The organism is Leptospirales bacterium, from assembly GCA_019694655.1.
Taxonomy (GTDB): domain Bacteria; phylum Spirochaetota; class Leptospiria; order Leptospirales; family Leptonemataceae; genus SSF53.
In genome coordinates this window covers 163,145-186,034 of the sequence record JAIBBN010000005.1, presented here as the reverse complement: position 1 = coordinate 186,034, position 22,890 = coordinate 163,145, and the positions used below count along the sequence as shown (strand labels likewise).

At 57.9% G+C, this 22,890-nt stretch carries 22 protein-coding genes; 9 read left to right on the top strand and 13 right to left on the bottom strand.

The genetic code is table 11. From position 1 onward, the window contains the following. Nucleotides 1-191: 191 nt before the first annotated feature. A complete protein-coding gene (locus K1X75_10425; protein MBX7058468.1) occupies nt 192-791 on the bottom strand; it encodes a hypothetical protein in 600 nt (199 codons plus the stop codon). 99 nt (nt 792-890) lie between these two features. Beyond that, complete coding sequence (locus tag K1X75_10420; GenBank protein ID MBX7058467.1) at nt 891-2,459, bottom strand: HINT domain-containing protein; 1,569 nt, start codon at nt 2,457-2,459, stop codon at nt 891-893. 145 nt (nt 2,460-2,604) lie between these two features. Between K1X75_10420 and K1X75_10415 the strand changes: the two genes are divergently transcribed. The 5 genes from K1X75_10415 to K1X75_10395 all read left to right on the top strand — a co-directional run bounded on the left by K1X75_10415 (nt 2,605) and on the right by K1X75_10395 (nt 9,166). Beyond that, nucleotides 2,605-4,314 (top strand): hypothetical protein, encoded by a 1,710-nt coding sequence (locus K1X75_10415; protein ID MBX7058466.1) that lies wholly within the window; start codon nt 2,605-2,607, stop codon nt 4,312-4,314. Next, nucleotides 4,307-5,653 carry a hypothetical protein gene (locus K1X75_10410; protein MBX7058465.1) on the top strand — a complete coding sequence of 449 codons (1,347 nt, stop codon included), beginning with the start codon at nt 4,307-4,309 and terminating at the stop codon, nt 5,651-5,653. Before K1X75_10415 ends, K1X75_10410 begins: the two co-directional genes overlap by 8 nt. A gap of 51 nt (nt 5,654-5,704) precedes the next feature. Further along, nucleotides 5,705-7,606 carry a DUF2079 domain-containing protein gene (locus tag K1X75_10405; protein ID MBX7058464.1) on the top strand — a complete coding sequence of 634 codons (1,902 nt, stop codon included), beginning with the start codon at nt 5,705-5,707 and terminating at the stop codon, nt 7,604-7,606. 77 nt (nt 7,607-7,683) lie between these two features. Next, entirely contained in the window at nt 7,684-8,463 is a 780-nt protein-coding gene (locus K1X75_10400) for a type 1 glutamine amidotransferase domain-containing protein (protein MBX7058463.1), read from the top strand. Between the two features lie 67 nt (nt 8,464-8,530). Then, a complete protein-coding gene (locus tag K1X75_10395; protein MBX7058462.1) occupies nt 8,531-9,166 on the top strand; it encodes a Crp/Fnr family transcriptional regulator in 636 nt (211 codons plus the stop codon). A 79-nt stretch (nt 9,167-9,245) separates the two neighbouring features. Here the strand turns inward: K1X75_10395 and K1X75_10390 are convergent, their stop codons facing one another. After that, entirely contained in the window at nt 9,246-10,325 is a 1,080-nt protein-coding gene (locus K1X75_10390; GenBank protein ID MBX7058461.1) for a hypothetical protein, read from the bottom strand. A gap of 323 nt (nt 10,326-10,648) precedes the next feature. Here K1X75_10390 and K1X75_10385 point away from each other — a divergent pair, with 323 nt between their 5' ends. Further along, entirely contained in the window at nt 10,649-11,827 is a 1,179-nt protein-coding gene (locus K1X75_10385; GenBank protein ID MBX7058460.1) for a DUF1577 domain-containing protein, read from the top strand. Nucleotides 11,828-11,854: 27 nt separating this feature from the next. On the opposite strand, the gene pyrE is transcribed toward K1X75_10385, so the two are convergent. The 6 genes from pyrE to K1X75_10355 form a co-directional block, all read right to left on the bottom strand. After that, on the bottom strand, nt 11,855-12,421 hold the full coding sequence (gene pyrE, locus K1X75_10380) for an orotate phosphoribosyltransferase (protein ID MBX7058459.1): 567 nt from the start codon (nt 12,419-12,421) through the stop codon (nt 11,855-11,857). Between the two features lie 81 nt (nt 12,422-12,502). Next, nucleotides 12,503-12,955 carry a hypothetical protein gene (locus K1X75_10375; protein ID MBX7058458.1) on the bottom strand — a complete coding sequence of 151 codons (453 nt, stop codon included), beginning with the start codon at nt 12,953-12,955 and terminating at the stop codon, nt 12,503-12,505. A 4-nt stretch (nt 12,956-12,959) separates the two neighbouring features. Then, nucleotides 12,960-13,385, bottom strand: a complete 426-nt coding sequence (locus K1X75_10370) for a YciI family protein (protein MBX7058457.1) — start codon at nt 13,383-13,385, stop codon at nt 12,960-12,962. A 104-nt stretch (nt 13,386-13,489) separates the two neighbouring features. Then, nucleotides 13,490-14,629, bottom strand: a complete 1,140-nt coding sequence (locus K1X75_10365; GenBank protein ID MBX7058456.1) for a hypothetical protein — start codon at nt 14,627-14,629, stop codon at nt 13,490-13,492. A gap of 18 nt (nt 14,630-14,647) precedes the next feature. Further along, complete coding sequence (locus tag K1X75_10360) at nt 14,648-14,788, bottom strand: hypothetical protein (GenBank protein MBX7058455.1); 141 nt, start codon at nt 14,786-14,788, stop codon at nt 14,648-14,650. After that, entirely contained in the window at nt 14,785-16,773 is a 1,989-nt protein-coding gene (locus tag K1X75_10355; GenBank protein ID MBX7058454.1) for a GAF domain-containing protein, read from the bottom strand. The genes K1X75_10360 and K1X75_10355 overlap by 4 nt, the downstream gene beginning before the upstream one ends. 93 nt (nt 16,774-16,866) lie before the next feature. Here K1X75_10355 and K1X75_10350 point away from each other — a divergent pair, with 93 nt between their 5' ends. Both K1X75_10350 and K1X75_10345 read left to right on the top strand, forming a co-directional pair. Further along, entirely contained in the window at nt 16,867-17,562 is a 696-nt protein-coding gene (locus K1X75_10350) for a histidine kinase (protein MBX7058453.1), read from the top strand. A 191-nt stretch (nt 17,563-17,753) separates the two neighbouring features. Further along, the gene (locus tag K1X75_10345) at nt 17,754-18,134 is read left to right on the top strand and encodes an aspartate 1-decarboxylase (protein ID MBX7058452.1); all 381 of its coding nucleotides are present in this window, start codon (nt 17,754-17,756) and stop codon (nt 18,132-18,134) included. A 1-nt stretch (nt 18,135) separates the two neighbouring features. Here the strand turns inward: K1X75_10345 and K1X75_10340 are convergent, their stop codons facing one another. Next, on the bottom strand, nt 18,136-18,654 hold the full coding sequence (locus tag K1X75_10340) for a WbuC family cupin fold metalloprotein (GenBank protein ID MBX7058451.1): 519 nt from the start codon (nt 18,652-18,654) through the stop codon (nt 18,136-18,138). A gap of 98 nt (nt 18,655-18,752) precedes the next feature. On the opposite strand from K1X75_10340, the gene K1X75_10335 reads away from it, so the two are divergent. Then, complete coding sequence (locus K1X75_10335) at nt 18,753-19,778, top strand: suppressor of fused domain protein (protein MBX7058450.1); 1,026 nt, start codon at nt 18,753-18,755, stop codon at nt 19,776-19,778. On the opposite strand, the gene K1X75_10330 is transcribed toward K1X75_10335, so the two are convergent. Genes K1X75_10330 through ruvB form a run of 3 tightly spaced genes read right to left on the bottom strand, consistent with a single transcriptional unit; the run spans nt 19,766 to nt 22,888 of the window. Beyond that, a complete protein-coding gene (locus K1X75_10330; GenBank protein ID MBX7058449.1) occupies nt 19,766-20,959 on the bottom strand; it encodes a type II restriction endonuclease in 1,194 nt (397 codons plus the stop codon). The genes K1X75_10335 and K1X75_10330 overlap by 13 nt on opposite strands. Beyond that, on the bottom strand, nt 20,959-21,870 hold the full coding sequence (locus K1X75_10325) for an energy transducer TonB (GenBank protein ID MBX7058448.1): 912 nt from the start codon (nt 21,868-21,870) through the stop codon (nt 20,959-20,961). The genes K1X75_10330 and K1X75_10325 overlap by 1 nt, the downstream gene beginning before the upstream one ends. Continuing rightward, complete coding sequence (gene ruvB / locus K1X75_10320; GenBank protein MBX7058447.1) at nt 21,851-22,888, bottom strand: Holliday junction branch migration DNA helicase RuvB; 1,038 nt, start codon at nt 22,886-22,888, stop codon at nt 21,851-21,853. Before ruvB ends, K1X75_10325 begins: the two co-directional genes overlap by 20 nt. Nucleotides 22,889-22,890: the final 2 nt, after the last annotated feature.

Here is a 22,890-nt window from a genome sequence, read left to right as displayed (position 1 = left end):
GCCTCCAGCGTTTCGCGGCCATTTCCGCTTTCGTATGCTCTACCATCCCTTCGCCTCCGCTGATTTTGGAGGCGGACTGTAGCACGTCACGAAAAGGAGCGCAAGGCGCGGAAAAATGAGCGCTTACCGCGCGGCGATCAAGTCGCAGTGAAAAAGCGCTTACATCATCGTAAAGGCTTTAGTGCAACCATTCAATCAGAAAACAGGAATTTATACAAAGGCAAATTGAAGAGATAGTCGGGGCTCGTCTGAACAAATTCTCCGGGTATACTCTGAGGGTTGCAGAGCCAGCATTTATCGGCAGTCGCTTGGACTATTTGATGTTCATCAGTAAAAGCATATATCTTGCCATCGTTTCCAAGAATTTCGGTCCAGATACGCGGTCCTTCACCTGGTTTCTGGACGCAATTCCATTCGTACAACACTGCTCCCGCAGGAACGCCAAGTTGGTTTCCGTCAGTAAATGAGTCAAAAACCTGAAACTTACATGTCCTATCGTCAGACATCACGAAAAACCACCAATCCGAATACTCGTTAGGCGCGTAGGTGATGCCCATCAGAAGACCGTCATATTCTCGCCGCTCCCGATTCCACCTGAAGAATTCCATTGTATGGCCATTATATATATGGACAATGTAGTCTTGATCTTCAATCGTCGTCCGCAGGATCTGTCTGGTAATGGCATCAGACATCCTTTCTGTGCGGATTACCTGCGCATGCCTCCGAATTTTTGATTCCATTTCAGCAAAACTCATAAAATGGCCGAACGGTCCGCGATAGATCTCCGGCATTACAGAGGGCCTGTAAGATGCGTCGCAGCAGTCTTTGCTGCAGGTACTATGCATGGGCGCCACTACGAGGCACAGGGCTGTAATTATTCGGCGCATAGATTAGTTGTTATTCGCACGCAAGATTTGACGCACTATGCTCGGGGACAACTGAACCGGAGGACCACCTCCTTCCACGCCGACAACCGGTAGCAGGTTGTGCCCAAGGTCCCCGGGAGGCGGCGGCCCAAGTCCAAGTCCAAGGTCGCTTCTGACGGCGGGCATCGGCGTTCCCCCGGGATTCGTCGCTCCCCACAAGCTGGCTCCACTATGGACTTTTGGCCGCGAGTTAGCAAGGATACCGGGAGTAGCTCCACCCCCATCATATGAAAAGCGAACGGCGTCGGCAAGCTGACGCGGATTGAAAGACTGTAATGGACCGATCACATACCAATCCTGTGCATTCGGTGCATTGGGATCTCCGCCGAAAATTGAAGTCCCTTGAGTCTGGTCAATCCGGATAGTCTCAAACCATCTACGGGGCGGCGTCCCGGAGCTTGTAGTAATACCCGTTTGCTGCGCATAAACGCCTGTGTAAAGGACGGGGGGTGTGTTCGGTCGACTCGTTGTCACATTGACCTGATTGCTACTTCCACTCTGCCCGACACCCTGTGGAGTACTCGGACCAATCGAATACGAGAAATTGACCGCATTAATTCGTATGGTCCCGTTCGGGTTCTCATTTACAAGAAGATTCCCTGTACCTGCACCGCCTGCGCTGGTCATCGCTCCGTTCAATACGACGTCAGTATCCCTTACTTCCCCCGACGCAGCCCTTGCCAGGTCCCTTACGCCCTGCTTGGCCAGGGCCTCGTCTGCATATGTAGCCTTAATTTGCTCATACATTTGTTGTAGGTCTTGGTCGAGACTCGTCAGAACATTTGGACTAATCCGATTGTCGTTTGCAAGAACTGCCGCTCGAAATTCCGCATACTCCTCATTATGCACCAGTACGCCGGCTTCAGACACGAAGTAGTTGTGGCGCTTCTGGACCTCGAAGTTGAATACCGTCTCGTAGCGCGGATCAATCTCCACGCTTGAGATCATCAGGCCCTGGCCGGCGGCGGTTTCGCCGATGTCGCCGGCCCTGAGATAGCGCGCCTGCACCCAACCCTGACCGCGCACATAAAACGGATGCGACCACGTCGTCTCGATCAGCGTGCCGTCTTCGTAGCGGATCTGGTAGATGCGGTCCGCCTGGCGGATGAAGGTCTGCTGCACGCGGGAGTAGATCAGCTCGCCGGAGTCCTCGTCTTTTGCAAGCACAAGATCTCCGGAAACGATGTCCTCAACCACTTTGTAATAATAGCCGCCCTGGAATCTGGCGCCTGGCGTGCTGTGGTGCACACGAATGAGAGTCCCGGCCACGAAGCAGGTTCTCTGCCGCCACTCGCCGGTGTCCGGATCAATGAAGCCGCGATCGTCGCTGATCGTTCCCTGGACGATGTTGCGATAGCCATCTTCAAAGACGCCGGTGATGGATTTCCAGATCGTATCGCGCGAGGAGCCTATCCCGGCAGTCAACTCTGCTGCGCCCTCTGCCTGATCAAGAACGCCCAGCGACTCCAGATCGCCTGCCAGCTGATCCGGATTTTCGCGGTATTGCTGTTCTGCTTCGTCCGAGAGTTCCACTCCCCGGCTGGACAGTGTGCTGCGCAGACGATTGATCTGCGATTCAAGAAAGAGGGCGCGTCTCGGACAGCTCCGGAAATGGCTGGACGCCTGCAAATTGGACGCGACGCGTCTTCTGGCAGCGGGAGTTTAGATTCCGGCAATCATGAAGAGCAGATTTGGAAATCGCCGGCCGCCGAGGCGGCTGATCTACTCTACCATTGGCGCTCTGCTCTGCGCCCTGCTTTCATATGCGGCGTTTGTAAGCGTCATGCAAATAGCGCCATCAGACCGACGTTTCTACGATTCCGATTCGCTCTACCTGCCCGCTTTGCTGCAGGAAATCCTGCGCCAACCTGACGCAATGCGCGGATGGCAGACGCCGCCGGCGCACTACCTGTTTCCAGATGGGGCGCTGCTTCTATTTCCGCTGATTGCAACGGGCAAACCCATTGCTGCATTACATGTATTTGGCCTGCAGCTCTATCTGTTGATCTGTCTTGTGATAGTTGGAATTGCCAGAGAGATTCTACCGCGCCAGGCGATACTATACCGTTTGCTGCCGCTGCTGGCAATCATTGCCATTTATCCGGCGGTGGCGGCTATGAATCGTAGCACGGAGACCCTTGAACTTGTGTTCTGCCCTGGTTTCCACGGCGGCGCACTGCTCTCAAGTTTGTTTTGCCTTTTCCTGAATCTTCGCCAGTTAAAACGCTACAACTGGCAACGATCTGTTCTCGTTGCGCTTACAGGCGCCTTGAGTTTGGCCAGCGATCGAATTTTTGCAGCTTATTTCATTGGACCTGCTTTACTGGGCGCAGGCGTCTTGTTCCTGCTGAGAAGGACGCGATCCAATGCCCGAATCCAGGCCGCCTTGTTATTACCGCCGCTGGCATCAATCGTTCTTGCCTGGCAGCTCGAAAAGCGTATTGCCGCCTGGAGCGGACTCTCCAGCGATCAAACCTTATTCGCCGACGTGCTCCAACAGCTGAAGTTGCAACCACTTTCCATTCGACCGACCATCCTTTCGGGCCTCGTTTATCTTCAGCAACTGCACTGGACATACGCGCTGGCGCTGATTCTGGCCGTGCTGGCAATCTCGTTTGCGGCTATGCGCGGGCTGCGATCCTGGCATCGCGTACCGAAGGGCGACGCGATCGATACGCTACTGGTTCGACAGAGTTATGCAGCTGCATTTGCCCTGGGCATGATAGCATCCTGCGCCTTACTGGGACTGATGCTGGGCGCCGGCGGCCGCTACATCGCAGCGCGTCATTTGCTGCCAGTGTTTTCGACGACGCTCTTCGGCGCCTTGCTACTTCCCGGACTTGGCCGCCCGCGACGCCGGCGCCAATGGTTTGCGGCAATCTATCTGATCGCTATCCTGCTATCGATTGGCTACTCCGGCCGGATGCTCTGGCGGCATTGGCCGCGATGGTCCAACTACCAACCACCGGAATCGCTCTGCATCGACCGAATCGCGAGACGCATTGGGGCAACCGAAGGCTATAGCGACTACTGGAATGCAAGGCGCCTGAGCGTATTCAGCGCGCAGGGACTGCACATCCGGCAATTGATTGGCAAAATGCAGATCTACTACCATATCAACAACGCTGATTCATATTTCTTTGGCGAGGGGCGCAATACGCCAGGCCTTGTACTGCCGCAAGGCCTGGATCGCAAAGCAGTGCTAGACACGCTCGGCCCGCCTTCCGCAGTCACAACGTGCGGCGGACAAGAGGTCTTCCTGTACCATACTCCCTCTGCTCGCGATCGATATATTTCCTTTAAAAATCGTCAGGCACAGAATGTTCGCATCTGGCAACTTGCTACCGGACGTACCCCGCAGCCTCGCCCCGGAGCGGACCATGATTGAAGCGCTCTACCGACAGCGGCGCTTGCTGCTGGCCGTCGCGGCCGGCGTCTATGCGTTTCTCTTTCGCGTCCATGGCATCAGCGAGCACTTTCAACTATTTGGCGACCAGATGCGCGATTGGCGCATTGTCCAGAGCAGTTTTTTCGATTTGCCGCTGGCCGGCACGCCGCGCTTTGACGGGGGAGTCTCTTATGGACCGGTTTTTTACTGGGTTCTGTGGCTATCAGCGCGGCTCTTTACTCCGTTCTATGGAAGTTTGCCACACGCCGGCGGAATGGGAATCGCACTTTTTTGCGCAATAGCTCTTGCAGTTTTCTACTTTGAGTTGCTCCGGCAAACCAGTTTTGCAGTTGCAACCGTAGGCTTCCTGTTGGCTGCCAGTTCTCCGTGGGAAGCGTCCTTTTCTGGCGCCACCGCGTGGAATCCGTCCGTAGCTACCGCACTGGCTCAGCTGGCCATTGCATTCAGTTTAAATTATTGGCGAGGGCCGCGTCCAGGGTCCCTGCTGATGGCCAGCGCCAGCGCCTGGCTGGCCTTTTGCGCTCATTTCCCGGCAATTTTTGTTAGCATCGCGGTATTTATGGTTCTGGCCGCTAGCGCTATTCTGAAGTGTGGCGCGGGCGTAGCGCTGCGCAATACGGCAATGCAGGCGGCGCTGGTCCTGGTGCTACAGGCGCCGTACTTTGTTTATCTTCACAGGGCCCTGGACTCAGATCAAAGCGGGGTCGCATTCAGCATCCATTCTTTGCTCCAGGACCCTTCGCTACTGCGTACCACTGCTGCTTACCGTTACCTCGTGAACGGGGCCGCGCAGCTTTTGCTGGAAGGCAACTTGCACTATCAGCATGCCCGAACGATCATTGTCGCCTCCTGGCTCCTTGCCATCGGCGCCTGCTGGAAGCGACCGCAGTGGGCGATTCTTTCCATTGGCGTCCTTTTTGGCGCATGGGCTGGATACGCAGCGTGGCGCATGCAGTACGAACTATATTTTCAAGTCGCCCTGGTTGGATCCTACGCACTTTCCGCCGTGGCTGCATTGCATTGGATTGCATCCCGCGTTGCGATCCTGCCAAATTTGGTTTTGGTTCTCTTGCTTTGCCAGCAAGCTGGCCGCTGGGATCGCGCACCTGTAGAGCGCCTGCCTGAGTACGGAACGTTGTTACGCGCCGCTAACGATATCTCGAGAATGCAGATCAGGGTTGCCTCCGTCGAGGCGCCGTTTGCAGACCAACGCACAAGAATCGAATGGTTCCTGGAACTATACGGCGTAGAACTGCACTCGACAGGCCGTCGATTTGCTATCGAGCAGGATGGAACGGTGCGCGAGATCGAGCATTGAATCCGGAATCAAGGTAGACAAGCGATCAATAGCCGCGGCACTCTTGCTACGGTGTTCGATCTGCGTGAACTGCGCTTGAACCGATGGGCCGCCTGGCTGGCCGGTCTGATCGGCCTGTTGTGGTTTGCCTTGCACCTTCGCGCACAGTACTGGATGATTGACTCGGCCCGCATTCCGCTGGCGGGCGATATTGCCTATTATGCACAGGTCCTGGAAAATCTAGGACGAATGCGCGGACTCGGCGGAAGCATACTGGAAGCGCCAAATTTCTTTCAAATTCGCTTTTCACCCTCCTTTTTCCTGGTCGCTCCTTTCTATAGAGCGCTCCGCGCCTTCTTGCAACCGCCCTGGGCCGCCTTTGTCTGGGGTGACCTGTGGTTGCTTGGTTTTTACTCAATCACTGCGCTACTGGCCTGGCGCGTATATCAGTTGCGTGGAATGGCCTTACTGAGCCTGGCCATCCTCACGGTTCAGTGTTCGCCGCTTAACTATCTGTTTCGCTTTGGATTTCGTGACACGACAATGTCCCTGGTCCCCATTGGATTGATGATTTATGCCTACGAGAAAGATCGACCGCGATTGTTTACAGTGTCGTCCCTGTTCCTGTTAGGCGTACGCGAAGATGTCGCTCTGGCGCTGGCAGGCTTTGCCTTGCTCGGTCTTTTCCGTCGCAGCTGGTACTGGCGACTCTTTCCATTACTTGGCGTTGCAGTGTTCCTGTTCACCACCATGATCTTTGCACCAAAGATCATGGGCGTAGCGCTGACTGGCTTCGAGCGTTACGCTCACCTCGGCGGCAGCATTGGCGAGGTGCTACTGTCCCCGCTGCTCAAGCCCCAATTGTTCTGGGCGACTCTCTTTCAAAAGGCAAATTTTGATTACCTGCAGCAGGTTCTGGGCGGCTTCCTGTTTTTGCCGCTGTTGCGTCCGCGGCTGCTTTTGCCGGCGCTGCCCTATCTGTTTGTACTTATGCTAAATCGCCCGCTCGCTGAATCTGCCAACTTTATCTGGCTGCCTTACAGCTTTGCTATCCTGCCCTTTTTCGTGGCCGCGACAATCGACGCGTTGCGAATGATTCAATCCCGTATCGCACCCTGGATTTCGCTGCAGATGCTGCTGCCGCTGCCGGCCCTGGCATCGATCGTCTACGGCACTGCTTTCTTTGCAATCGGATTGCCGCCGGCCAGCGTGCACAGTCTCGCAGACTCATTGCGGCAGGCGCGCACATTTATCCCGGCGGAGGCGCCGCTGAGCTTGAATCTCGCTTTTGCGCCTTTCTTTTCCGATCACCGTGATCTTCGTTCGATTCAGACCTACAGGTCGCTTCCGGAAGATCATTATCTGCTGCTGGCAAAGAGCGCAGCAAGCCCGGATTTCTGGTTTCAACTTGGAACATTGCAAGATTATCGTCAGCGCTTACTCCAGATCTCGGAACAGAATCGTCCGCTGCTCTACGAAGATGCGCAGTTGGCGCTATGGGGACCGAAACAGAGCGCTCCCCCTGTCTCCTCCGCCTTGATTCACCTCGCCCCGCCGATCGTCGAGGCAGAGTGGACTCCTTCTGAAAACTTAAACCACCGTATTGACTTCGTCGATGGACGACGCGCGGTGCGCTCGATCGGCGGACACAGCCTGATCACTCTTCGGCCGCGCAGGCGCGGTTTTCATCTGATCTCAGGCGAGTTCAGCTCTGACGGCCAGAATCGGGTTCAATTCCTCGCTCGTTCTATAGGACTGCAAGTTTGCGGACCGGGCTCTTTGCCAATTGTAAGTGCAATTTCCTTGCAAAGCGGCGCTGCGGCGGGTCAGCCCTGGCCGCAGACGCCAGACTCCCCGTCCTACGAACTTCGCAGTTTTAATCTGCCACTGCCACAGGGGGAGCGCTATCTGCTGGGCATCCAGTGGCGGGGCTGCGGCGAGCTGCGCATCGACTCCCTGACTCTGGCACAATGATTTGTTTTGCTCTCTTTTTTCGAGAATGCTTAACCGCAGTTAATGACAGAGCTAAGGCCCCGTGCTAGAATTGGCATATGAAAATCATCATGCCGATGGCCACCGCTGATTTTGACCCTTCGGAGGCCAGCATTGCCTGGAAGCTGCTGACAAGGGCCGGCGTAGAGGTGCAATTTGCGACTGCTGACGGCAAACCCGGCGCTGGCGACCAGCGCATGCTGGACGGCAACGGACTGGGCGTATGGAAAAAGATTCTGATCGCTCGGCAGGATGCGATCGACGCCTACAATGAAATGGTCGCCTCCCCGGCTTACCTGAAGCCTTTGCTCTACAGCAAGCTGCGTGTAGCTGATTTTGATGGCCTGATGCTGCACGGCGGCCACGCTCCGGGCGTAAAACAATATCTCGAGTCGACGGAGCTGCAATCCTTCGTAGCCAAATTTATCGAAAGCGGCAAGCCGACAGGCGCCATCTGCCACGGCGTGCTGCTGGCGGCGCGCAGCAAGGGCGCCGATGGCCGCTCTGTACTTTACGGACGCAAATGCACCTGCCTGCTTCGCTCCCAGGAAATGGCCGCTTACAACATGACCCGCGCCTGGTTGGGCACGTACTACCGCACCTATCCAGAAACCACTACCCAGGACGAGGTCATGTCCTTTCTTCGAGATCCTTCCGACTTCCAGGAAGGACCCAAGCCGCTCTTTCGCGATTCGGAGACAAAGCTGGGTCGCGGATTCACTGTGCTGGACGGTAATCTACTGACGGCGCGCTGGCCAGGGGATGCTTACAACTATGGCCTGCAATATTTGAAGCTGCTTGGCAAAGAAAGCAAGGCCCCGGCGGCGGCCGCCAAATAGGCGGGCGCAGCTCGCAGGGCGGGGAATCGGTCTTGACGACGCCCCAGTTGCAGCGCGCGATCAGGACGTGGCTACGTCCGCAGCTACATCCGATCCGCAGGTCCAGTTCCAGGATTTGATCGAGGCCATTGGCCGCTTTGCGGAGCTGCCACAGAGTGAGCAGCGCTATCTCTGTCAGCGATTGCGACCGCGCAAAATTGCGGCCGGCGCATTCTACCTGCGTCCCGGCGATTCGCCGCATGAGGTTGCCTTTGTACGTCGCGGCCTGTTTCGACAGTACTACCTGTCGTCCGCCGGCGCCGAGTTCAACAAGACCTTTAGCTGGGAAGGACACTTCATGGCCGCCTATGGGCCAATCATTCGCGGCGAAGCCTGTAATTTTTTGATTCAGGCTCTGGAAGATTCGGAGCTCCTGACACTATCGCTTGGCGAATACGCGGCGCTTTTTTCGCGTCACAGCTGCTGGGAACGCCTGGGGCGACGCGTCGCCGAAACGCTGTATTCCAAAAAAGAAAAGCGGGAGATGGATTTTCTTCTGCTTTCGCCGCGCGAGCGCTACGAGGCCTTTCAGGCCGATCATCCAGGCCTTGAGGGTCGGCTGCATCAATTTCACATCGCATCCTATATTGGCGTTACGCCGGTGGCCCTCAGTCGCATTCGCGGGCGTAGCAAGAGCGAACAAAAAAAAGCCCGGTCGCGATGACCGGGCTTTGGAAGCAACTCTGGAGAAAATTCAGGAACTCACAACGGAGTTATAATGACGTCCTCCAGTCTTTCGTTACTCAGATCGAGAAGCTGTATCCTACGTTTACGAACCAGAGGCCGGTTGGCAGTTTCTGACGCGGAGTATAGGTGTACCCGCCTCCCGTCAACTGAGTCAGCTGCGCCTGGATCGCGCTGTTAATATAGGAATTGATCGGCCCGTTGTTTCTAGCCGGGTCAGCTACCAATCCATCGCCGCGGGTCGAGGTGCCATTCAACCATGCCGCAGATCCGTCATTGTTGCCGGTCGCATTGTCGGTATCGAAAAAGCGAATGTCCGGACGATAAACGTAGTTAAAGCCAACGGTAAAGCCGCTGAAGCTTACGCCAATCGTTCCTGTGACATCCTGCCAGCCCTGCAAACGATTTTGCGCGCCGTAGCCCGCAGCCACCTTATAGGACAGCGAAAGATCATCGGTCATGCTTACGGAAGATCCGTAGGCCAGGTTGTAGTAATTGGCATCATTGAAAGCTTCCGTATCCGTGTAGTAGCTGAAGGTCAGCTCAGTCAGGAAGGGCAGAGCGTAGGTAAAGAATACCTCCGTCGTCTGTGGGAAGGCTGTCTTGGTATCCGGGTTTGGGCCGGTATAATGCACCAAACCAAATCCAAAATTGCCTTCTTTAGTCGACGTGTTGTAGCCAAGCGTCAGGTCGATTTCGTCCGCACGTTCCAGACCGTTCGCTTCCTTGTAGAAACCAGGAACAGCTCCGACACGGCGATCCTGAGAAAGGGCCTGGGCAAGCGTTACCGATTGGTAAGCAGCTACAATCGACGGTGCGTCAACGTTTCCGGTAGTCGTAGCTACGGCCCCGCCAGGAGCGCTCTGGAAACGAAGGTCTGTATCCGTGTCCTTGCGACCGGCGGTTGCAAACGATCCCCAGATATTGAAGAACAATCCCGAAGGTCCATTGAAGGTGATCGTCGGCTGGAAGGCCCACTCACCTGTATTGGCGCCATAGGATTCGCCCTTCTGTTGCGCACGGCCTTGATGCAGGTCCGCTCCGCGGAAGATGTAGTTAGAGACAAAGTTCAGTCCTACGTCCACATTGACGTCCGGCAGGTCTTCTGCAAAGACAGGCGCCGAGGTCAGCGTGAGCATTAGGCTGAACGCTGAGATTTTTTTCAGCATAGAGGTCCTCCGTTGTGCTGATGCATGGTTCAGGATGCAGTTTCCGTGCCAGGCAGGCAAAGGTCTGGCCGATCGATTTTCGCCTGCTCTGTACGCGGTGCACAATAAAAGTGACAGAACCTATCTCATGTTTCCAGCAGTCTGCTTAGAAATGAGGCGCCATCGTGCGAATTATGTCGGCCGGCGGCGTGACTGTTCCGGGAGGGCGCCGCTGACCCCTCTCCGGACGGCCCGAGGACTGGCCTTTTGATTGCATTTGGCATGGCCGCCGCTGATCCGTCGATGCTGAAGCTATGGAGCCAGTGCGCAACAACGTCCGCGATCTTGAGGTCATCGTCGACCAGGAGAAGATCCAGCATCTGCTGAAGAAGTACCTGGCCAACAACACCATGTATGTAAAGGGCGGCGACCCGCCTGCGCCGGTGGTGATTGCCGGCTTTAACGATCTGAATATTCTTTCTGTCGATATGGGCCAGCTAACGCCCGGCAAGGATGAGGAGCTAACGCTCTTTCGTATTCTGGGACGCTACATGCATGTCCAGGGCGTCGTCATCGGCCCCACGGGCCAGGGCAACCTCTACACCATGCAGCTAAAGACCGCAGCCATAGCGCGCATGGAGCGAAGCTCGCAGCGTTTCTTGATCCGACAGGACGAAGCCTGTCTGACCAATTTTCGAGCCTCCAAACATTCCATCGACGCAACGCTTTTCAATATCCCCACCTCGGTGAAGGTCAATTTCTCTACCGTAGAGCAAACGCTCAAGGCGCAGCACGATTTCGTAAAGATCGACGTCTTCAGCGGACGCGGCTCGCTGCTTGACGAGGTGCGCAAGACCGGACGCTCCGCCTTGCTGACGGACACGCGCGAGATAGAGAGCTACAGGGCGCCAGGCGAGGGCTATCTGGATTATCACGATGCGCTGGACGACGCGCTGCGCAAGACCATGGAGGAATACCGGCGCGGCAAGATCATCTCCGAAATCATCGTTCCCGTCATCTACATTACTCACGATTTACAGAGCATCCCGCTGGGCTACATTCGGGTCCAGAGCCGCAGCAAACACTATACAACCGATGATGTACTGCAGCTGCGGGAAATGGCCTTCCAGCTTGTGGACCGTATTCGCGACTCGAATACGGTTTTTATTCAGGAACGCCAGGAACTGATCAATCTCTCCCGCGGCGGTCTGAAGTGCATCATCAACCATCCAGAACTCAGGGAATACCTCGAGCGCCAGAATGGATTTACTTTTGATCTGCTGTTCAAGCTACAGGCGCCGATTACGCTTTACGGCACCATTCGCGGCGCCTACAAGATGCGCGAAAGCGGCGATCTCATCCTGGCCGTACAGATCTCCGGAAGTTCGTCGCGCGGCGGCGAGATCAAACGCTTTGAGGAATACGTCGCCAAGCTTGAAGCCAGACACAAGGAGCAGCTTGCCCGACAGCAATCGGACGGCAAGACGCGCTGACTATTTGCAGCAAGCAGCGGCTGACGGCTACGCCCCGGCGATAAAGTCGCTCTTTTTGAACAACGAAAAGAGTTCCACGCCGGCAATTCGCAAGGCCTCGCGGCCGCCCTCCTCGCGATCCACAATGCAGATTGCGCGCTGGACGAAGAGACCCGCCTGTCGAAAAGCCTCCAGCGCTTTCAATGCAGATCCGGCGGTTGTTACCACGTCATCAATCAACAATACGCTTTTGACCTTTGCCGCTTCGCCCTCAATACGCTGTCCGGTTCCATGCTGTTTGGCTTCCTTGCGCACAATCAGCGGAAAGCAGGTGCGGCCGGCATCATGGTAAGCCAGTGATAGCGCATAGGCGATCGGATCGGCGCCCATGGTCAGTCCGCCAATCGCCTCCGGAGCTTCGCCCGAAAGCGGAATCAGTTCGTCGCGCAGCGCTCGCGCCATCAGGCTGAGGCGACCGGGGTGCATGGTAATTCGCTTACAGTTGAAATAGTGATTGGATAAGATTCCCGAGGCGAGTCGAAAAGGCTCCGCACTGAAGCGGTAGATGTCATTTCGAGCCGCTTCAAGTAGTTGGCGAGTCAATGGATGAGGCATGCTGCGCCTGGATCGCCCTGACCGCAGCCTGCCGCAATCGTTTTTAGAAAGGGGTAGCGGCCCAAAGGCCGCTTCGAGCGCTCAGGCGCCAACCGGCTCCTTGCGCCATCGAGAAACAAGAACTGCGCCAAGCGCCAGCAGCAAGAGCGCCGGACCTAGCCAGGCATTCGCTATTGGCATCACGCCGCTGCCAACCATGAAGAGCAGCAGCCCCGCATCTGCCAGGCCGATGAGCATCAGGTTCAGCCACAATCCCTCTGGCCGGTTACGCCAGTTGAAACGCCAGACAATCCAGATGCACAGCGCTCCCATCCAGAGCAGATTGAAGGCATGAAAGGCGAAGACCTTGCCGATCGCAACGTTTTCGATGCCGCTGGCTTCGGCGCCATCGCTGAGCAATTGAAGGTAGGCGTCAACGCTCGTATTTGCGGCGAGCAACATCGTCAGACCGCCAGCTACATGAAGCAATCCCCAGATCAGGAACAGCAAGGCCGCAATTCGCGCGGCAATGAGACGCTTTGGTTCTTGATTCATGACCTCAGCCCTCCGCCGTGGCGCTGCTGGATGCGCTCTGACGCTTGCTCATTTGTTCTTGCAGCACCGGCAACGAGGCGTCTTCGAGCTCCAGCTGTGGAACCAGGCGCACCTCTACGCTGCCGCCGCGGGCAACAAAGGGACAGGCGGCCGCCAGTTTGGCCGCCGCGTCAAAGTCGACGGCGCGGAGGACAAAAATCCCCGTAACCGCCTCGCGAATCTCCGTGAACGGACCATCCTGCGCGCTCTGTCCGGCGCGCACCAGGCGACCCTCGCCATCTTTGAGGTTGGCGCTGAGCAACAATTCCTGGCGCTGGATCATCGCTGCGTTCCAGCGATCGAATTCGGCCATGATCTGCTGAAAGTCTTCCGGCGTATAGGCGCCAAAATCGATCTTCTCCTGTCGTAAGAGTAACATATAGGTATTCATATTCTGCCTCCCGGGGCCGCAAATCAGCGGTAGCTGACTTCCCGGCGCCTCGCCCTGCAGTCGTTGCGCCGGGGCAATCGGGGACAAGGGCGCCCGATTTTTTTTCAGTCGTTATTCCTTTTTTGGTCGGTCAGAGCCTGGAGACGAGCGGAAACAAAGCGCTGATCGCCGCTGGTCGGCGCATGCCGCGCCGCAGCCTGCCAGGCGGAGCGGGCCCCTCGCGCTTCGCCAGCAGCGGCCAGAAAATCAGCGCGAAGGGCCTCATGAACAAAGCGCCAGCTGCGACCGCCACGGCGCTCATCTGGCGCCAGCTCTCTGAGCGCCAGGAGCGCCGCCTGAGGGCCATGGACATAGCGCACAGCCACGCACCGCGCCAGACGAACGCCAAGCGTATCCTTGATTGTAAGCAATTGATCGTACAGCTCCAGGATTTTATGCCAGTTGGTGTCGGCAAATTTGCCAGCGGCGGCGTGCTCAGCGGCAATGCGCGCTTCCAGATGATAGGCGTCGGGCTGCTCAGCCTTGCTGGAGGCGGCCAGGGCCGCAAATCCAGCGCGCAACATCGACAGATCCCAAAGCGCGCGATCCTGATCCTGGAGGCGGACCGGCTCGCCGGAAGCGGATACGCGCGCCGGAAAGCGGGCCATCTGCAGGAGCATCAGGGCCAGCAGAGCTTGCAGGTTGCCGCGGTGTGCGCCTGGCAAGCGAGCGCTGGCCAATAGCAGGTCCGCCAGTCGAATCGCCTCGAGCGCCAGTTCCGATCGCAGCTGCGCTTCGCCCGCGCTGGCGGCATAGCCCTCGGTAAAGAGCGCGTAGATGGTTTGCAAGGCTGTATCGTAGCGTCGATCGTCTGAGGCGCCATCCGCCCTGCGCAGCAGCGTCGGGTCCTTTGCCGCCAGACGCCGCGCTCGACTCAACATACGCTTGGCCGACTCCGGGGTCATATAGAGCAAACGACTGATTTCGCCAACTTTGAAGCCGCCCAGCGCTTTCAAGGCCAAAGCGATTTGCGCGCTAGCGCTGAGTCGGGGATTGCAGCAGAGCAAAAGAATTTGCGCCTGATCATTTAGATCGGATGCATCGTCGTCATTGAATTCAATTTTGATTTCAGCATCGGTCGGCGCTGGCTCGCGACCGCGATGGCGCGCCTGCGCTCGCAACAGATCGACGGCCGCATTGCGCGCGACAATACAAAGCCAGCCTGCGGGATTCTCCGGCCGGCCGCGCTGTGGCCATTGAAGCAAGGCGCGCTCGAATGCGCTCTACACGGCCTCCTCGCCGATTTGCAAATGACGAAAGCCAATGCGCCGCAGCACAAAGGCCAGAATCTGGCCGTAGCGCTGACGGTGCAGCTGTTCCAGCTGCAGCGAATTCGATTCTTCTGCGCCGCCTCGCTGCTTCAAGGCCAGTCTTGCTTTTCGCTGGCGGCGCGAAACACGCCAGCCTCGATAAACACCTTCAACAGTCGGTGATCGACATGGTGCTCCTTTGCTTCCAGCTGCAGGATATCCAGAGCGCGCTCCGCCGAGAGCGATTTTTTATAGGGTCGGTCTGGCGCAGTGAGCGCATCGTAGATGTCCGAAATGGTCATCATGCGCGTTTGCAGGGCAATCTCGTCGCCGCGCAAGCCCATTGGATAGCCGGTGCCGTCCAGCTTCTCGTGGTGGCCGTGAGCAATATCCGGCACGTGCGCCAGGTCCGTGGTCCACGGAATTTGAATCAGGAAACGATAGGTATGCGATACGTGCGATTCGATTTCCATGCGCTCGCGCTGATCAAGATTTCCGCGGCGCACCGAAAGACTGAGCAGTTCATTCTCTTCCAGGAAGCTCATCTGCTGTCCGCCGGGAATGCGGATGCGCTTGCGAGCTATCTCTTCCAGCCGCTCAAAATTGCTGCTCGCAACCACGGACGGCTCATTGGCAGCGCGAATGGCGGAGAGCATCTCGCGCAACTCCTCCATGCGCTCGCCCATCTCGCTGTCCAGATACATTTCATACTCGCCAAAAGCGCCGGCGCCGTTGGCCTTCAAATACTTCAATTTGCGTTGCAGATAGTGCTTTTCCACCATTTGTTCGATGCTCTGGAAGCGCGTCTCAATCAGTTGCAGTTCGTGGTCGTAGAGTTTCTTGGACTTGACCAGCACCTTTTCGCGCACGCCCACCTTGCCAAAGTCGTGCAGCAGCGAAGCGTATCGTATCTCGCGGATTTGCTCCAGAGAAAACTTGATCGCCGAAAATTCGCCATCACTCAGACGGTCCACGGCTCGCGCCAGACCGGTGGTAAACTCCGCAACACGGAAGCTGTGACCGGAGGTCGTCGGATCGCGCTGCTCAATGGCCGTAACGGCCGCCGTTACAAAGCCTTCGAAGAGATTGTTGATATCCTGAATCAGGATGTTATTCAGCACCGCCACCGCGGCCTGCCCGGCCAGCGACTGTACCAGCTCCACGCTGCGATCATCAAAGGGAACCACCAGATCGCTGTTCAATTCTTCGATGGTCAGCGGCCGCGGAATATTTTTTCGTTTGCGATTGATCAGCTGGATTACGCCAATCGGATTGCCATGATGATCCTTCATTGGGATCACCATCATCGAACGCGTTCGGTAGTTGTGCGTCCGATCAAACTCCACGTTGAAATGAAAGCCTTCGGCGCCAGTCAGCTCATAGACGTCGGCGATCATCAGCGGCTGCCCGCTCAGGGCAACGTGACCTGCGATTGAATTGGAGTCGATGGGCAGCAGGAACTCGTTTGCATTCAGCGCCAGTGCGCTTTTCTTGAACCGCAAATGCGTTGCCTTTGATCCGGGCTTGCCGCGCTCGACAATGTAGATGGAGCCGCCATCGGCCGAAGCCAGTTGACGGGCATGATGCAGGATCAAATCGATCAATCGATCGAAATCGCGCTCGGTACTCAGCGCCTGACCGACATCGGTCAGACGACGCATCTCCTGAGAGGAGAGCGCCAGGCGCGATTGCAGCTGCAGCTTTTCATAGCGCGTGCGCAGCGCCGCAAAGCTGTTCTCCACCAGCATGTCGATGGTTTCACGCGGCAGCCCGGGCGGAGCGGCCAGCTGCACATATTCTTCCGGCAGCGGCGCAAAGTCAGCGCGCGAGCGAGGCGCTTGACAGAGCAGGATCAGTTTGAGATCCACCTCCGGTCGGCTGCGAATCCAGTCCCAGAGCTGTTCGGCGCGTTGCTGGAAGGCGCTCTCGCTGAGCACCGCCACCGCCAGAAACATGCCCTGGTCGCTGTCCAGAGCGCCAGCCATGGCATCGTCCAGGGGCAAACAGAGGCGGCCATTGCTGGGCGGAGGCGGATAGGCATCCGCCAGATAGAGCAATGCCTCGCGGGCGGCTGATTTTGGGGCTGTTTCGGTGAGCATAGAGCGAGGATTCTGGCCGATGATTAAAGGTATACAGCTACGCCGCAAGTGAGCAGGCCTTCCTGACGCGCGGCAAGTTTTTTCCGGTGAGCCATGGGACGCAGCTTCTTTGATCTTGAACAGAATATCCGGCTGAAGGTGGAGGCCTCCGACGAGGTGGCCCTGCAGGCGACGCGCGTAAATCAGATCACCGAGCGCTATGTGCTGCAGACCCTGCGCCTGGTGCTGGAGAAGTGCGGGCGCGCCGATTTGATCGATATGGCCTACACCATCATAAAGGAGCTGGCCATCAACGGCGTCAAAGCCAACCAGAAGCGGCTTTTCTTTGAAGAGGTTGGCCTCGATATTCGCTCCCCGGACGACTACGCCCAGGGCTTACACCGCTTCCGCAACGAGTTCTCCGAGGCAATGAACGAGCGCTTTGGACGTCTGGCCGTCGAGCGCGGCGTCTACGTGCTGGTGCTGATCAACTACGATGACAGCGGCATGTGCGTGGAGGTCGTCAACAACACCCCGATTCTACCCTTCGAGGAGCAGCGTTTGCGCGAAAAGATGCGCAAGGGCATGGGCTATAACGATATTGCCGAGTTCTACATGGACAACATGGACAATACCGAGGGCGCCGGTCTTGGCATTGCACTGATTATCATTCTGCTGAAGGGGGCGAACATCGACCCCGCACTCTTCCGTATCTTTACGCTTCCTGACCGTACCGTGGCGCGCCTCGAGCTGCCCTTCAACGATGCTTACGTCTCCAAACGGCAACGACTGGCCGAAGCTGGCGGTTGAACCGCTCTGGCGGAGGATCGCGACCGGAATTCCTGGCTCGACGCCTGGAAAAGCGACGTCGGGCGCCGCCAATTCCGGCGTCGCAGACTTGACAGAAGCTCCGCTTTGCCAGTTATTGTAAACCATCCGGGCCGTTGCGAGTCATAATATCAGGCGGGGCTTTTCCTCGCCGGAGTAGCCGGAGAGGCGCGATGTTCATTTCCCTCTGCAAAGCCAAGATCCATCGAGCTACCATCACGCAAGCAGAGCTGCATTACCCGGGCAGCCTGACGGTGGATGAAGACCTGCTGGAAGCGGCCGGCATCTTGCCCTACGAGCACGTACACGTGGTGAACGTAAACAATGGCGCGCGCCTTGAGACCTATACGATTCGCGGCGAACGCGGCAGCGGCGTGATCTGTTTGAACGGCGCCGCCGCCCGACTGGGACATGCCGGCGATTTGATTATCATCATCACCTACGGCTTTTTCAAGCCGGAAGATGTGCCGCCAAACTACGAGCCGCGCGTGGTTCATGTTGACGCTTCTAACCGCATCCTGCGCGTCAGCGAGGGCGAACGGGTGCCGGTCTGAATCAGCCGGCGGCGCCGTAGGAGAAGCCAGCGTCCGCCAACAGCCTGTTCAAATAGCTTTCACAATCTGCGCTTCCCTCCTCTGGCGCCCACGGCGCAAATTCTTTATCGTCACTGGCGCGGTAGGGTCCGGGCTTTACCTCAAAGCAAACCGCCGTCTCGCTCAGCACAACCAGGCAATGCCAGACGCCGGGTTGAATATCGATGCCAATTGCCGTACACGAAGCGGTCGAACCAAGCTGATGTGCGGCGCTGACTGCTCCCTGATCATCGAAAATAAAAAAAGCCGCCGTTCCAGATAGAATCAGAAAGGATTCCGTTTTCGGCGGACGCAAATGGCGGTGCGGAGTAATGTAGGTTCCGCGCAGCATCACATTGAGAAAACGGTGCGGATTTTCTTCCATCGCCTGATGGAAATTGAAGTTGGTCCGCCGTCGGGGCGCCTGCTGGGCGCGCTGCAGCGTCGCCTGAATCAGACTTTGATTGATTAACAGCACATCTGGGCGGGATTCGGCGGCCATGGCGCCAGTGGGAGGTCGCCCGTCGCACAGTCGAACCATTCTGGCACAGTCGCCCGCAGCGCGCTTTACAGGCCGCGTTGCTCCAGATCTCTGACCGGGTGGCCGAGCCGACCCTATTGCTGGAGGAGCTGAGCCCCTACGGGACGCGAGCAGCGACGCTCGAAGATGATGGGCGCTCCATTTACCTCTATTTGAGTCCGGTCGACGACTATCCGGGACAGACGCGCGCCGTCTGGGTGCGCAATCTATTGCCGGGCCCGGCAGAGACGGACAGCGCCGCCATGCGCGAGGGTCGCGCCCCGTTGCTGCGCAGCGATGCCGTCAATCATCCCGAGGGACGCGATGGACTGCGCGGCGAAGACTGCGATCTGGTCTGGTTCCAGGAGGGCAGCGGCGTTTCGCTCTACTTTCAAGGCGAGCCTCTGGCAATCTTGCCGCCGTGGTCCGGCGCCGACGGTCTCCAGGGCTACGCCCGCGACTGCCTTATTGCCGATGCCGGAACCCTGCCCTTTCCGCCCGGAGACTCATCCTTCTTTGAGCGCCTTGAAGAAAATCTGCGCTTCTGGACGGAGCGCAGCAAGCCCGAGCACTGGGCTGCGTACCGCGATCGATTGCTTGCCAACTACGAAACAGTCTATGGCAAACACCGCGCTTACTACGCTTTACAGGACAGGCGCTATCCGCCGATCGGCATTGCCGAATTTGCGTATCTGGAGGACGGCGCAATCTATGCTACGGTTGGCATGTCCTACCAGCATATGCCGGGAGTAGAGCGGCAGACGCATGATGTAGAACGCTATCTGCGCAGCGAGTTGATTTGCCCGGTGCGTCTGCCCTTCAGCAGTACGCCTGGCCTGGTCGGTCGCATGGCGGTATATCCCTGGATAGGCGATACCTGGATTGGACCGGGTCATACTTTTGAGTCGGGCATGCGCAGCGGCGAGGCTGACTTTGCTTTCACCGATGACTTCGACTTGCTTGCTGTGCGGCGGCCGGCGGAGCTGATTGTTGACGAGCGCTACCTTGTGCACTGGACACTGGGCGTTCCCATTTCCAGCGAATACCTGGCGGCGGCGCGCACCCGCGGACCGGACCATGCCATCCGCAAGTACTATGGACTTTGAAACAAATCTTCGCGCCGGCCGTTGCGATCGAGAGCCAGCTCGACAAACGCTTCCAGAGTCATCAGACGATCGCGGTCTTCTTCTTTGAAAAAGCGGTGGTAAGGCTGCGGCGATACCAGCTGCACTCCCGCCGCAGACATCTGCTCCAGCTGTGCGCTGCTCAGACCCTGTTGCAAGGTACACAGGTGTTTGGTCGCGACGCGCTTGGCTTCCTCCAGCACCTGGCGCCAGCGGTCCTTGCAGGTGGTCTTGGCGGCCAGTACAAGCAAGCGCGCCGCCGGAAATTCCGGATTGTTGTACTGCTCCTGGCCAGGGAAGATGAAGTCCGGCCGATTGGACTGTTCGGTGCTTGCCTCCACGCTGTAGCGCAGATGCCGTCCCTGGAAAATAAAGTGCAGATGATTTTCCAGCGAGCGACCGGCTCTGCTCTTGCGACGATTGTTGATTTCGGATGTGGCCGCCAACAACTCCTCCAGATTGCGAAAGCCGCGCTGCAAATAGGGCGCGTAGGCCGAGCGTTCTACGCACTGAAACAGAGCGTATTCGATGCGCACCAGCCAGAGCAACATTTCGTCGGCGCTATGCCGGGCTTCGCCGTGCAGCCGCTGGTAAACCTGCTGGGCGCGCCGCGATATTTCATTGGTCTCCGGAAAGGCGCCGGCCAGTTGTGCTGCATACTCTTCGCCCCAGGGCCGCAGGCGTTCGTCGAGATCAAAGCGAAAGAGTCTGCCGGTATCCTCTGGCGTAATGCCCAGGAACTGCAGCGCCGCCTCTATCTGCTCATCCTGGTCAAGCAGACGCGCCTGCAGGCCGCGCCTTGGATGGTCCGCCAGCAGCAACAACGCGCCGAGGTAACGTTCTTCCTGGCCGCGAAAAACTGGAGTGATGCGCGTCAGCCGGTATTCCTTCTTACTCTGTCCGTACCATTTGAATGCGCTGGGCGTGCTCAGCTCCGGGCCCCATTCAATGCTGGCCACACGCTCCTGGTTTTCTCCGGCAGCGCCCGGCTGTTCAAAAAAAAGCGGCCAGCTTTCGCGCGGCAGATAGATGCCGTCCTGATGCGATCCAGTCAGTCCAAGGTCATTGGCCGAAAGAAACTTCAGTAGCAAGCTTTCGGATTCCGCAATCAGCCGCAGGAGGTCGGCCAGCGGGGGCGGTGCGTCAAATAACAGCGGCTGCATCAGCGCAAGTTGGGCGGCGGAAAGACAAAGTTGATGCCAAAAATGTCGCCGTAACGCAGCACCTCCGGCGGCGGCGGTCCAAAATTTCTGCCGCGCAGACTGTCGATACAGGCCTGATCCACGCGCACTTGATGCAAACTGGAAAGTACGCGCACATCGGTGACATTACCCTGGGAGTCCATGCGGAACTGCACGGCAACGACCTGCGGTTTGATCGGCTGATTCAATACATATCCGGCGCGATCATAGTAGATGTAGTTCTGCCCCGGCGGCGAAAAATTTTCGCGAATCTGTCGCAGCATATCCTGAAAGTAGCGAAAGCCGGCCAGTTCCTGCCGCGGAATGGAGAGCAGCGAGCTGCCGTCAAAGCGCATCAGGAAATCCTGACGGAAGCGATAGTTTGCCGGGATGCGCAACTCCTGGGGCTGCGGTCCGGGCGCGTTACGACCCGAACCCTGATTGGCGCTGGTCAACGCCGCTTCTGATTCGCCTGGTTCTTGCTGACTGGCGCCGCCGATGGCGCCGCTGCTGCCTCCAGCTTGCGGTTGCGTCAGCTCGTCAAATCGAGAGAGGGTGTGAAAGCCGGCCAGCGCTGTGATTCCGCCTGTTCCTTGCGCGCTGACGTCGGAGAGGGCGCGAATCTGCTGGCTTTCAACCGGCGGACGATAGGCCTGTTCCACCAGCACCGGATAAATTTGATTCTGGCGCTCCTGCTGCAGCTGACGGGCAAGCTCCGGCGTGAAGGCCGACAGAAAGGAAAGGTTCTCTTCGGCGTAGACATGCGCCAGGAAAAGACAGATCAGAAACAATACCGGCGCCGCTGCCGCCGTCAGTCGACGGTCATCGTCGCCGGGATGAAGACGTCGATCGCTGCTGGGACGCCGGAACCAATCAGAAGGGAAGACGTTCATCGCCCTCCGCTGCGGCGTTCTGGGCCGCAATGCCAAGATGCTGATAGGCCATCCTCGTGGCCACGCGACCTTGTGGCGTTTTTTCCATCAATCCCAGGCGCAGCATATAGGGCTCGTGGTCCTCTTCCAGCGTACGTTCCTCCTCGTCGACCAGCGCTGCCAGGGTGCGCAGACCAACCGGCCCGCCGCGATAGCGACCTATCAACAAGGATAGCAGTCGACGGTCCAGTTCGACCAGTCCCAATTCATCAATCCCCAGGGCATCGAGGCGCGCCGCTGCAAACTGAGTATCGATGAGTTCCTGCGCTTCCACTGTAGCATAGTCGCGCAAGCGGCGCAGCAGCCGATTGGCCACCCGCGGAGTCATCCGCGCTCGAGCCGCCAGGGCCAGAGCCGCCCCCTCGCTCAGCTTCATTCGCAGGATGGCGGCGCTGCGCTGAACAATCCGGGCCAGATCCTCCGCAGCGTAGAAGTCGAGGCGCAGTTCCAGCCCAAAGCGCGTCTTGAGCGGCGAGGAAAGCAAGCCGGCGCGCGTTGTGGCGCCAATCAGGGTGAAGGGCTGCAGCTTCAGTTTGACGCTCTGGGCGGCCGCGCCCTCGCCCAGGATAAAGTCGATAGCCCGATCCTCCATTGCCTGGTAGAGGATTTCTTCACAGACCGGACTGAGTCGATGTATCTCATCCAGAAAAAGGATATCGCCCTTCTCCAGCAGCGTCAGCAATCGCGCCAGATCGCCGGGGCGCGTAATCGCCGGCGCCGTGGTGCTTTGCAGACGCCCGCCCATTTCCGCCGCCACTATCGCCGCCAGCGTGGTTTTGCCAAGACCAGGCGGACCGCTGAACAAGGTATGATCCAGAACCTCGCCGCGGGTGCGCGCCGCGATCATGGCCACCGACAGTTTTTCTTTCAGGTCGCTCTGGCCGATGAAATCTGCCAGCCGCGGCGGCCGCAGCGCGCGATCATCTTCGCCGCCCTCGGCGACGACGCTCTTGACCAGGCCCTCGCCGCGCAGCGTCATGA

Bases quoted from the DNA above. Each gene is read 5' to 3' on its own strand.
- K1X75_10425 (MBX7058468.1), bottom strand. From the start codon at position 791: ATGCCGGAGATCTATCGCGGACCGTTCGGCCATTTTATGAGTTTTGCT.
- K1X75_10415 (MBX7058466.1), top strand. From the start codon at position 2,605: ATGAAGAGCAGATTTGGAAATCGCCGGCCGCCGAGGCGGCTGATCTAC.
- K1X75_10410 (MBX7058465.1), top strand. From the start codon at position 4,307: ATGATTGAAGCGCTCTACCGACAGCGGCGCTTGCTGCTGGCCGTCGCG.
- K1X75_10400 (MBX7058463.1), top strand. From the start codon at position 7,684: ATGAAAATCATCATGCCGATGGCCACCGCTGATTTTGACCCTTCGGAG.
- K1X75_10390 (MBX7058461.1), bottom strand. From the start codon at position 10,325: ATGCTCACGCTGACCTCGGCGCCTGTCTTTGCAGAAGACCTGCCGGAC.
- K1X75_10385 (MBX7058460.1), top strand. From the start codon at position 10,649: ATGGAGCCAGTGCGCAACAACGTCCGCGATCTTGAGGTCATCGTCGAC.
- pyrE (MBX7058459.1), bottom strand. From the start codon at position 12,421: ATGCCTCATCCATTGACTCGCCAACTACTTGAAGCGGCTCGAAATGAC.
- K1X75_10375 (MBX7058458.1), bottom strand. From the start codon at position 12,955: ATGAATCAAGAACCAAAGCGTCTCATTGCCGCGCGAATTGCGGCCTTG.
- K1X75_10370 (MBX7058457.1), bottom strand. From the start codon at position 13,385: ATGAATACCTATATGTTACTCTTACGACAGGAGAAGATCGATTTTGGC.
- K1X75_10355 (MBX7058454.1), bottom strand. From the start codon at position 16,773: ATGCTCACCGAAACAGCCCCAAAATCAGCCGCCCGCGAGGCATTGCTC.
- K1X75_10350 (MBX7058453.1), top strand. From the start codon at position 16,867: ATGGGACGCAGCTTCTTTGATCTTGAACAGAATATCCGGCTGAAGGTG.
- K1X75_10345 (MBX7058452.1), top strand. From the start codon at position 17,754: ATGTTCATTTCCCTCTGCAAAGCCAAGATCCATCGAGCTACCATCACG.
- K1X75_10340 (MBX7058451.1), bottom strand. From the start codon at position 18,654: ATGGCCGCCGAATCCCGCCCAGATGTGCTGTTAATCAATCAAAGTCTG.
- K1X75_10330 (MBX7058449.1), bottom strand. From the start codon at position 20,959: ATGCAGCCGCTGTTATTTGACGCACCGCCCCCGCTGGCCGACCTCCTG.
- K1X75_10325 (MBX7058448.1), bottom strand. From the start codon at position 21,870: ATGAACGTCTTCCCTTCTGATTGGTTCCGGCGTCCCAGCAGCGATCGA.
- ruvB (MBX7058447.1), bottom strand. From the start codon at position 22,888: ATGACGCTGCGCGGCGAGGGCCTGGTCAAGAGCGTCGTCGCCGAGGGC.